General features: G+C 70.0%; 9 protein-coding genes and 1 pseudogene. 6 read left to right on the top strand and 4 right to left on the bottom strand.

Going from position 1 to position 10,799, the window contains the following annotated elements; genetic code table 11:
- A pseudogene (locus tag AOK23_RS32790) lies at positions 1–1,103 on the top strand (metallopeptidase TldD-related protein); the annotation flags it as partial.
- A 77-nt stretch (positions 1,104–1,180) separates the two neighbouring features.
- Positions 1,181–2,449: a tyrosine--tRNA ligase gene (gene tyrS, locus AOK23_RS32785; RefSeq protein WP_055716181.1), complete on the top strand. Its 1,269-nt coding sequence runs from the start codon at positions 1,181–1,183 to the stop codon at positions 2,447–2,449.
- 131 nt (positions 2,450–2,580) lie between these two features.
- Here the strand turns inward: tyrS and AOK23_RS32780 are convergent, their stop codons facing one another.
- Positions 2,581–2,859, bottom strand: coding sequence for a GlsB/YeaQ/YmgE family stress response membrane protein (locus AOK23_RS32780; RefSeq protein WP_055716180.1), 279 nt, complete (start codon positions 2,857–2,859; stop codon positions 2,581–2,583).
- A gap of 247 nt (positions 2,860–3,106) precedes the next feature.
- Here AOK23_RS32780 and AOK23_RS32775 point away from each other — a divergent pair, with 247 nt between their 5' ends.
- Positions 3,107–3,493 (top strand): DUF3099 domain-containing protein, encoded by a 387-nt coding sequence (locus tag AOK23_RS32775; RefSeq protein ID WP_055716179.1) that lies wholly within the window; start codon positions 3,107–3,109, stop codon positions 3,491–3,493.
- 208 nt (positions 3,494–3,701) lie between these two features.
- Entirely contained in the window at positions 3,702–3,941 is a 240-nt protein-coding gene (locus tag AOK23_RS32770) for a hypothetical protein (protein ID WP_055515515.1), read from the top strand.
- 24 nt (positions 3,942–3,965) lie between these two features.
- Here AOK23_RS32770 and moaA read toward each other — a convergent pair whose 3' ends face one another.
- The 3 genes from moaA to AOK23_RS32755 form a co-directional block, all read right to left on the bottom strand.
- Entirely contained in the window at positions 3,966–4,955 is a 990-nt protein-coding gene (gene moaA / locus AOK23_RS32765; RefSeq protein WP_055716178.1) for a GTP 3',8-cyclase MoaA, read from the bottom strand.
- A 177-nt stretch (positions 4,956–5,132) separates the two neighbouring features.
- Positions 5,133–6,758 carry a solute symporter family protein gene (locus AOK23_RS32760; protein WP_055515512.1) on the bottom strand — a complete coding sequence of 542 codons (1,626 nt, stop codon included), beginning with the start codon at positions 6,756–6,758 and terminating at the stop codon, positions 5,133–5,135.
- Positions 6,755–7,111, bottom strand: a complete 357-nt coding sequence (locus AOK23_RS32755; RefSeq protein WP_055716177.1) for a DUF485 domain-containing protein — start codon at positions 7,109–7,111, stop codon at positions 6,755–6,757. Before AOK23_RS32755 ends, AOK23_RS32760 begins: the two co-directional genes overlap by 4 nt.
- A 388-nt stretch (positions 7,112–7,499) precedes the next feature.
- On the opposite strand from AOK23_RS32755, the gene AOK23_RS32750 reads away from it, so the two are divergent.
- Together AOK23_RS32750 and AOK23_RS32745 are read left to right on the top strand one after the other, a co-directional pair.
- Positions 7,500–9,035, top strand: coding sequence for a S8 family serine peptidase (locus AOK23_RS32750; protein WP_055716176.1), 1,536 nt, complete (start codon positions 7,500–7,502; stop codon positions 9,033–9,035).
- Positions 9,036–9,122: 87 nt separating this feature from the next.
- Positions 9,123–10,640 (top strand): S8 family peptidase, encoded by a 1,518-nt coding sequence (locus AOK23_RS32745; RefSeq protein ID WP_055716175.1) that lies wholly within the window; start codon positions 9,123–9,125, stop codon positions 10,638–10,640.
- Positions 10,641–10,799: the final 159 nt, after the last annotated feature.

Here is a 10,799-nt window from a genome sequence, read left to right as displayed (position 1 = left end):
GCCGCGCGCGGTGCCGGGCCCGCCGAGGACGCCCAGCCGCTGGTCACGGGCGTGCAGCCGTCCCCCGACTTCACGGAGCCGCCCGCGGAGACCTCCTCCGCCGTGTTCGCCGACTTCGCCCCGGCGCGCGTGCGGGCGGCCGCGAGCTGTACGGCTTCGCCAACCACGAGCTGGTCACCAGCTATCTGGGCACGTCGACGGGGCTTCGCCTGCGGCACGACCAGCCGAACGGCACGCTGGAGCTCAACGCCAAGTCCCCGGACCGTACGCGCTCGGCGTGGGCGGGCCGCTCCACGCGGGAGTTCAAGGACGTCGACCCGGCGGCCCTGGACGCGGAGCTCGCCGTACGGCTCGGGTGGGCCGAGCGGCGGATCGAGCTGCCCGCCGGACGGTACGAGACGCTGCTGCCGCCGACGGCGGTGGCCGACCTGCTGATCTACCAGATGTGGTCGGCGTCGGCGCGGGACGCCGCCGAGGGCCGGACCGTGTTCAGCAAGCCCGGCGGCGGCACCCGGATCGGCGAGCGGCTCACCGACCTGCCGCTGTCGCTGCGCAGCGACCCCTTCGAGCCGGGGCTGGAGTCGGCGCCCTTCGTGCTCGCCCACTCCTCCGGCGGCGACAGCTCCGTGTTCGACAACGGGCTGCCGCTGAAGGCGACCGACTGGATCCGCGAGGGCGAGATCGCGCATCTGCCCACCACCCGGCACAGCGCGGGCCTGACCGGTCTGCCGGTGGTGCCCGCCATCGGCAACCTCATCCTCGACGGCGGCGAGGACCGCTCCCTGGAGGAGATGGTCGCGAACACCGAACGCGGGCTGCTGCTGACCTGTCTGTGGTACATCCGGGAGGTCGACCCGGCGACGCTGCTGCTGACCGGGCTGACCCGCGACGGCGTCTACCTCGTGGAGAACGGCGAGGTGACGGGCGAGGTCAACAACTTCCGGTTCAACGAGTCGCCGGTGGACCTGCTCGGGCGGGCCACCGAGGCGGGGCGCACGGAGAAGACCCTGCCGAGGGAGTGGAGCGACTACTTCACCAGGGCGGCCACCCCCGCGCTGCGGGTGCCGGATTTCAATATGAGCTCTGTCAGCCAGGGCGTATAACCTCGTAGTCGTTCGTGGTCGGCCGCCCCCCCGGCTGCCGGCCACCATCCGAAGATCATCGAGGAGACACGAGAACCGTGACGGACATCGTCGACGAGCTGAAGTGGCGGGGGCTGTTCTCCCTGTCCACCGACGAGGACGCTTTGCGCAAGGCTCTCGCGGACGGTCCCGTCACGTTCTATTGCGGTTTCGACCCGACCGCGCCGTCCCTGCACGTCGGGCACCTGGTGCAGGTGCTCACCGTGCGCCGGCTCCAGCAGGCCGGCCACCGGCCGCTGGCGCTGGTGGGCGGTGCGACGGGTCTGATCGGCGACCCCCGCCCCACGGCGGAGCGCACGCTCAACGACCCGGAGACGGTGGCCGGCTGGGTCGGCAGGCTGCGCGCCCAGATCGAGCCGTTCCTGTCCTTCGAGGGTGAGAACGCGGCCGTCATGGTCAACAACCTCGACTGGACCGAGGGTCTGTCCGCGATCGAGTTCCTGCGGGACATCGGCAAGCACTTCCGCGTCAACAAGATGCTGACGAAAGACTCCGTGGCCCGCCGCCTGGAGTCCGACCAGGGCATCAGCTACACCGAGTTCAGCTACCAGATCCTCCAGGGCATGGACTTCCTCCAGCTCTACCGGAGGTACGGCTGCACGCTCCAGCAGGGCGGCAGCGACCAGTGGGGCAACCTCACGGCCGGCCTGGACCTGATCCACCGGCTGGAGCCGGGCGCCGAGGTGCACGCGCTGGCGACCCCGCTGATGACCAAGGCGGACGGCACCAAGTTCGGCAAGACCGAGGGCGGCGCCGTCTGGCTCGACCCGGAGATGACGACGCCGTACGCGTTCTACCAGTTCTGGCTGAACGTGGACGACCGGGACATCACCCGGTACATGCGCATCCTGTCCTTCAAGTCCCGTGCGGAGCTGGAGGAGCTGGAGCGGCAGACGGAGGAGCGGCCGCAGGCCCGTGCCGCGCAGCGCGCGCTCGCCGAGGAGCTGACGACGCTGGTGCACGGGGCCGACCAGACGGCCGCGGTGATCGCCGCGTCGAAGGCGCTGTTCGGCCAGGGTGAGCTGGCGGAGCTGGACGAGCGGACGCTGGCCGCGGCCCTGTCCGAGGTGCCGCACGCCAAGGTGGCCGAGCTGGCGCCGGTCGTGGACCTCTTCGCCGAGGTCGGACTGGTGCCCAGCAAGTCCGCGGGGCGGCGCACGGTGAAGGAGGGCGGGGCATACGTGAACAACGTGAAGATCACCGCCGAGGACGCCGTGCCGTCGGCGGAGGACCTCATCCACGGGCGGTGGCTGGTGCTGCGGCGCGGGAAGAAGAACCTGGCCGCCGTCGAGGTGACCGGGGCCTAGAGCCGAGGGGCGTGGGGGCGGAGCGGCCGCGGGGTCGCTCGCCCTCACGCCCCGTTCGCGCGCCAGACGTCTCCCAGCCCGTCGGTTTCGCGCGCCAGGCGTCGCCCAGCCTCGGTCGTCCCAGGCGTCTCTCAGGCTCCGTGTTTCCTCTTGCCCACCGTCGACATGTAGAGGCTGTCGCCCAGGTACACGATGGCCACCGCGGCGACCACCTGGAAGATGTGGCGGCTCCAGTCGATGCCCGCGGTCTCCTCGACACCGAAGCCCCGCGCGATGGCGTTGCCGACGACGGCGCCCAGCATGCCGAAGATCGTCGTCAGCCAGAGCGGGCTGTGCTGCTTGCCCGGAATGATCGCCTTGGCCAGCAGGCCCAGCACGAGTCCCACGATGATCGCCCACAACCAGCCCATGGCTGCCTCCTCGTACGGCTCGACGTGAGCTGTACGGCCAGTGTCGGCCCGCCTCCTCTACGCCGCATGTCGGGCGGTGCCCTACGCGGGGCGGCGCATTTCGTCCCGTCCTGTCGGGAGGAGACCCGGTCTCCCAGGCGGCGCAGGCGCGGCGTAACGTGGACAGGGACCGGCCCGCCGTGCACCGTGCGGGACCGGCAGGGGAACGGGCCGGGGAGCGTCCGATAGAGGCGGGTGGTGGAACGCGATGCGGAAGCAGAGCAATGTCGAGGTCTTCCGGATCACCGGCGCCCGGCAGGGACTCGCCGACGACGTCCGGGGCAGGCAGCGACGCTATGTCATATCGATGTCGGTCCGCACGCTCTCGGTGATCGCCGCGGCGGTCCTCTGGAACGTCGAACGGCACATCGCGGTCGTCGCACTGGTGCTCGGAATGGTTCTGCCGTACATCGCCGTGGTGATCGCCAACGCGGGCCGGGAGAACGCGCCCTCGCTGCCGTCGACGTTCATCGCCCCGCCGGTGCGGCCGATGATCACGCCGCCCCCCGCCGAGGGGTCCGCGGAATCCTTCTCGGAAGACGACCCGGCGGACTCCGCGGACCGTCACCGCAGTGAGCCGCGCGAGCGGGCCTGAGCGCCGAGGGTCCGCTCGAAGCGGAATCCCTCCGACCACGAACCTCAAGAAAAGCTCAGATCAATCATGTAGTTCCTGTGCCGGGCAGAGGGTTACCCGTGACATACTTCGTACGCGCTCCGCATCCCCCGTCGGAGCGACAGACCGACGCCGGGCAGCTCCCCCCGTGGCTGCTCGGCGTCGCCTTTTGTGCGGCTAGGGTCGACGGGTGAACATCCTCAACGTCCCCGGTTCCGAACCCGCCTCCCCCGTCTGCTCCGCCAAGGGCTGTCGTGCCGACGCGGTCTGGGTGCTCGCGTGGAACAACCCCAAGCTGCATACGCCGGAGCGGCGCAAGACGTGGCTCGCGTGCGAGGAGCACCGGGAGCATCTGTCCCAGTTCCTCGGTGTGCGCGGGTTCCTCAAGGACGTCGTCACGCTGAAGGAGTGGGAGGACCGCGCCTCGTAGACCGCCGGCGCGCCGTGGGGGCGCTCATCCTCCGATCGCGGACATCGGTCGGTCGGGCTGGACGAACGACGGGTCGTCCAGGCCGGCGCCTGCCTTCTTGCCCCAGGTCGCCAGGCGCCAGATGCGGGCGATCTCCTCGTCGGGGGCGTCCGAGCGCAGGGCCGCTCTGAGGTCGGTCTCCTCGCGGGCGAACAGACAGGTGCGGACCTGGCCGTCCGCGGTGAGGCGGGTGCGGTCGCAGGCGGAACAGAACGGGCGGGTGACGGAGGCGATGACGCCCACCCGGTGCGGTCCACCGTCGACGAGCCAGCGCTCCGCCGGGGCCGAGCCGCGCTCGTCCTGGCCCTCGGGGGTGAGGTCGAAGCGGGTGCGCAGGGAGGTGAGGATGTCGCCGGCGGTGACCATGCCGTCGCGCTTCCAGCCGTGCTGCGCGTCCAGCGGCATCTGCTCGATGAAGCGCAGCTCGTAGTCGTGGTCGACGGCCCAGGCGAGGAGGTCCGGAGCCTCGTCGTGGTTGAGGCCGGGCATCAGGACCGAGTTGACCTTGACGGGGGTCAGACCGGCTTCGCGGGCCGCTTCGAGGCCCTCCAGGACGTCCTTGTGGCGGTCCCTCCGGGTGAGGGTCTTGAAGACGTCGGGGCGCAGGGTGTCCAGGGAGACGTTCACCCGGTCCAGGCCCGCCGCCTTCAGGGCCGTCGCCGTGCGCTTCAGGCCGATGCCGTTGGTGGTGAGGGACATCTGGGGGCGGGGCTCCAGCGCCGCCACGCGCTCCACGATGCCGACCAGGCCGGGGCGCAGCAGCGGCTCACCGCCGGTGAAGCGGACCTCGGTGACGCCGAGGGTGGTGACGGCTATGTCGATGAGGCGGACGATCTCGTCGTCCGTGAGCAGGTCGGGCTTGGCCAGCCACTGCAGGCCCTCCTCGGGCATGCAGTAGGTGCAGCGCAGATTGCACCGGTCGGTCAGCGAGACCCTGAGGTCGGTGGCCACTCGGCCATAGGTGTCGATGAGCACGTGGGCCCCCTCCCGCGCCGGATCAGTCGTTCCCTGACACCTGCGAGCCTACGTGACACCGGTGACGACATCACAGGCCCGATCCCACGAGACACGGCGAGGGGCCGCCGTAGATCCCTACGACGACCCCTTCGCGACGCGGGCGCGCACGCGCGGTGCGGCGGCTGGCGGCGGGGGCTAGTGCGCGCCGGTGCCGGTGAGGGAGCGGACTTCCAGCTCGGCGTACTTGGCCTCGTCGGGCTTCTCCTTGGACAGGACGGTGCCGAGGAAGCCCATGAGGAAGCCGAACGGGATGGAGATGATGCCCGGGTTCTTCAGCGGGAACCAGTGGAAGTCGACGTCCGGGAACATCGCCTTCGGGTCGCCGGAGACGACGGGCGAGAACAGCACCAGGCCGACGGCGACGATCAGACCGCCGTAGATCGACCACAGCGCGCCCTGGGTGGTGAACCGCTTCCAGAAGAGGCTGTAGAGGATGGTCGGCAGGTTGGCGGAGGCCGCGACCGCGAAGGCGAGGGCGACCAGGCCGGCCACGTTCAGGTCGCGGGCGAGGGCGCCGAGGCCGATGGAGACGATGCCGATGAACACGGTCGCCCAGCGGGCCGCGCGGACCTCCTCGGCGCCGGACGCCTTCCCCTTGCGGATGACGTTGGCGTAGATGTCGTGCGCGAAGGAGGACGACGAGGCGAGGGTGAGGCCGGCGACCACGGCGAGGATGGTCGCGAACGCCACCGCCGAGATCGTCGCGAGCAGGATCGCACCCCAGGCCGAGTCGACGCCGCCCAGGTGCAGGGCGAGCAGGGGTGCGGCCGTGTTGCCCGAGGGGTTGGAGGCGATGATCTCCTTCTGGTCGATCAGCGCGGCGGCGCCGAAGCCGAGGGCGATGGTCATCAGGTAGAAGCCGCCGATGATGCCGATGGCCCAGTTGACGGACTTACGGGCGGCCTTGGCGTTGGGCACCGTGTAGAAGCGGATCAGGATGTGCGGCAGGCCGGCGGTGCCGAGGACCAGGGCGATGCCGAGGGAGATGAAGTCCAGCTTGGAGGTGCCGGTCGCGCCGTACTGGAGGCCGGGCTCCAGGAAGGCGGCGCCCTTGCCGCTGTTCTCGGCGGCGGTGCCGAGCAGATCGGAGATGTTGAAGTTGAACTTCAGCAGCACCAGGAACGTAATGAGGAGCGTGCCGCCGATCAGCAGCACGGCCTTCACCATCTGGACCCAGGTGGTGCCCTTCATTCCGCCGATGGAGACGTAGACGATCATCAGGACGCCGACGAGGGCGACGATCAGGATCTTGCCGGCGTCGGAGGTGATGCCGAGGAGCAGGGAGACGAGGACACCCGCGCCCGCCATCTGGGCCAGCAGATAGAAGATCGACACGACGATCGTGGACGTGCCGGCGGCGGTGCGCACGGGGCGCTGGCGCATGCGGTACGCGAGGACGTCGCCCATGGTGTAGCGGCCGGAGTTCCGCAGGGGCTCGGCGACCAGGAGCAGGGCGACCAGCCAGGCGACCAGGAAGCCGATGGAGTAGAGGAAGCCGTCGTAGCCGAAGAGGGCGATCGCGCCCGCGATGCCGAGGAACGACGCGGCGGACATGTAGTCGCCGGAGACGGCGAGACCGTTCTGGAAGGCGCTGAACTGGCGGCCGCCCGCGTAGAAGTCGGCGGCGTCCTTGGTCTGGCGGCCGGCCCAGACGGTGATGGCGAGCGTCGCGAGGACGAACAGCCCGAACAGGGTGATGATGAGCGGCCGGTGCTCGCTGGCCTCGTTGGCCGCGAGGACTGTCTGCTGAACGGGGCTCATGCGCCGCCCTCCATCCGGGACTTGATCGCCTCGGCCTTGGGGTCGAGCTTCGCGGCGGCGTGCCGCGAGTACCACCAGGCGATGAGGAACGTGGTGACGAACTGGGCGATGCCGAGGACCAAGGCGATGTTGATGTTGCCGAGGAGCTTGGTCCCCATGAAGTCGCCGGCGTAGTTGGAGAGCAGGACGTACAGCAGGTACCAGGCGATGAAGGCGACGGTCAGCGGGAAGGCGAACGACCGGTAGGAGCGGCGCAGTTCACCGAACTCGGCGCTCTCCTGGACCGCGGTGAACTCCTCGGCCGAGGGGAGATGGTGTTCTGCCTTCGCGGGGGGCGGTGCGTCGGTTGCCACGGAGTCTCCTCGCGTATCCGCCGCGGTCGCGACGGTGGATGGGGACGATTTCGCCGTCGGATCGGGGGACGGGTCGATTACGGACATCTGGTCGGCTCTGTTCCTAGCGGTGATGGGGCGCACGATCGTGCTCGGGCTCCCTGCTCAACGTCACGGCGGCACGAGAGGACCGGTTCAACCGTCTGTCGTTCTTTCGAGAATCGATTCGGCGACGGATCGACACAGGCGTGTCGATAAGGGATACCCCTCTACTTCGCCCGGGGTCCCCTCAAGTCATTGCTGGCCAGGGACGGCGGGGGATAGCTTCGGGGCGCACCACCAAGTCATGTACCTGCCCAGGCACTCGTGTGCCCTGGGCCGGTTTCTTTGAGGATGATGTGGAGATCCCATGGCTCATCTGCGCTCCAGCCGGCGGCTCGCGCTCGCGGTACCGGTCGCACTTTCGCTGACCGCCTCACTCGGTTTCCTGCCGGGTGTCGCCTCGGCGGCACCGCTCGCCGCACCCGCCACCGCGACCGCCACCGCGGAGGGCCCGAACCTCTCGTACGTCGTGAACACCCGGACCGACCGGCGCACCATCGCCTCGGTCCAGAAGGCGATCGCCGCGGCGGGCGGCAAGGTCGTCATCACATACGACCGGATCGGTGTGATCGTCGTCCACTCGGCCAACCCCGAGTTCGGCGCGACCATGCGTGCCACGCGCGGTGTGCAGTCGGCCGGTCTCACCCGTACCGCGCCGCTGGCGCCCGCCGGGACGACGGACGAGGGCGCCGTCGACTTCCTGACGGACGCGGAGGCCGCGAAGGTGAAGGCCGCCTCGGCCGACATCCCCGACGCCGAGCCCCTCGAGGCCGACCAGTGGGACCTGCGCTCGATCGGCGCCGACAAGGCCGCGAAGATCAACGACGGCAGCAGGAGGGTCACGGTCGCCGTCATCGACACCGGCGTCGACGACACCCACCCGGACCTCGCGCCGAACTTCTCCAAGTCCCAGTCGGCGAACTGCGACGGCGGTGTCGCGGACACCAGCGAGGGCGCCTGGCGGCCGTACACCGTGGACGACTACCACGGCACGCACGTCGCCGGTGAGATCGCCGCGGCCCGCAACGGCATAGGCGTCGCCGGTGTGGCTCCCGGCGTCAAGGTCTCCGCCATCAACGTGACCGACAGGAAGAGCGGTCTGTTCTACGCGGAGAGCGTCGTCTGCGCGTTCGTGTTCGCCGCCGACCACGGCGTGGAGATCACGAACAACAGCTACTACGTCGACCCGTGGCTCTACAACTGCATGGAGGACCCGGACCAGAAGGCCATCGTCGACGCGGTCAACCGGGCCCAGCTGTACGCCCAGAAGAAGGGCACGCTGAACCTGGCGTCGGCGGGCAACTCCAACCACGACCTCGCCTCCGACGCGATCGCGGACGCCACCAGCCCCAACGACACCACTCCGGTCGAGCGCACCATCGACCCGAGCGAGTGCTTCGACGTGCCCACCCAGCTGCCGGGTGTCGTCACGGTGAGCGCGACGGGCGTGAAGAACGAGAAGTCGTACTACTCGACGTACGGCAACGGCGTCGTCGACATCGCGGCGCCGGGCGGCGACCGCCGTTACCAGCTGCCGGACACCCCGTCGAAGGACGGCCGCATCCTGTCCACGATGCCGGAGGGCAAGTACGGCTTCCTCCAGGGCACGTCGATGGCGGCGCCGCACGCCTCCGCCGTGGCCGCGCTGCTGAAGTCCACGCACCCGTGGGCGTCCCCGAAGCAGCTGCAGTGGCTGATGAAGGCCCAGGCCGACAAGCAGGCCTGCCCGACGACGTACGACCAGAACGGCGACGGCACGCCGGACGCCGTCTGTGAGGGCGGTCCCCGCGCCAACGGCTTCTACGGACACGGCATCGTCAACGCCCTGAAGGCCGTCAAGTAACCCACCACCGGGGCGGACCGACACCCCGAGGGGAACGGTTCCCGCACAGCTCGTACCGCTCATCACGCGAAACGAACTGGAGACAGCATGACAGCGCTCAGTAAGCGCTCGCGTCGCCTGGCGGCGATCCCCCTGGGGATGGCCCTGGCGACGGCAGTGGTCGTCATACCCGGCGCCACGGCCTCGGCGGCAGAGGTGACCGCCCGGGCCGCGGCCGACGCGACACAGCTCAGCTACGTGGTCAACGTCCGCCCCGGTCACGGCCCGTCCGCCCAGGTGAAGAAGGCCATCACCGAGGCGGGCGGCACGATCGTGACGTCGTACGACAGGATCGGCGTCATCGTCGTCCACTCGGCGAACGCCGACTTCGCGCCCGCGATCCGCCGGGTACGCGGCGTGGAGTCGGCCGGTGCCACGCGCACCGCGCCGCTGCCCGCGCAGTCCACCACCGACGTCGGCACCCCCAAGGTGCTGACCGCCGAGGAGATCGCGGCCGCCGACGCCGCGGAGGGCCAGGACCCTCTGGAGTCGCTGCAGTGGGACCTGCCGGCCATCAAGGCGGACAAGGCCCACGAGGTGTCCCTCGGCAGCCCGGACGTCACGGTCGCCGTCATCGACACCGGCGTCGACGACACCCACCCGGACATCGCGCCGAACTTCGACCGGAAGGCGTCGGTCAACTGTGTCTCGGGCAAGCCCGACACGACTGACGGCGCCTGGCGGCCGGGACCCACGGAGAGCCCCCACGGCACGCATGTGGCCGGGGAGATCGCCGCCGCCAAGAACGGCGTCGGCGTCACCGGTGTGGCACCGGGCGTGAAGGTGTCCGGCATCAAGGTGTCCACGACGGCCGGTTTCTTCTACACAGAGGCCGTGGTCTGCGGCTTCATGTGGGCCGCCGAGCACGGCGTGGACGTCACGAACAACAGCTATTACACCGACCCCTGGTACTTCAACTGCAAGAACGACCCGGACCAGAAGGCGCTCGTCGAGGCCATCACCCGGGCGTCGCGGTACGCGGAGAAGAAGGGCACGGTCAACGTCGCGGCGGCCGGCAACGAGAACTACGACCTCGCGGCCGACGAGATCACCGACCCGACGTCCCCGAACGACACGACGCCGTCGGACCGGGTGATCGACCCGTCGAAGTGCCTGGACATCCCGACCCAGCTGCCCGGTGTCGTCACGGTCGCCGCGACCGGCGCGAAGGGCGTCAAGTCGTCGTTCTCCAACCACGGTCTGGGCGTCATCGACATCGCCGCGCCCGGCGGCGACTCGACCCGTCTGCAGACCCCGGCGCCGCCCGCCACCAGCGGCCTCATCCTGGGCCCGCTGCCCGGCGGCCGGTGGGGGTACATGGCGGGCACGTCGATGGCGTCCCCGCACGTCGCGGGTGTCGCCGCCCTCATCAAGTCGACGCACCCGTACGCGCCGGCGCCGCTCGTGAAGGCCCTGCTGTACGCGCAGGCCGACGCGACACCGTGCACGGACCCGTACGACCTCGACGGTGACGGCAAGGTCGACGCGGTGTGCGAGGGGCCGAAGAACTACAACGGCTTCTACGGCTTCGGCACGGCGGACGCGCTGGACGCGGTCACCAGGTAGAAGCTCACCCAGCAGGAGCTCTCCTTCGGGGAGGGTCAGGGCCGGGCGGTCGGGTACCGCCCGGCCCTTCCGCTGCCCCGGCGCCCGTGTTGATCCCGTCCACACCGCACAGTGGGCCCATGACAGACATGGGCGCGGACACGGGCGCGGACAGGTACG

Source organism: Streptomyces torulosus (genome assembly GCF_001419765.1).
Classification (GTDB): Bacteria; Actinomycetota; Actinomycetes; order Streptomycetales; family Streptomycetaceae; genus Streptomyces; species Streptomyces torulosus.
This window is presented reverse-complemented; position numbering and strand designations above follow the sequence as displayed.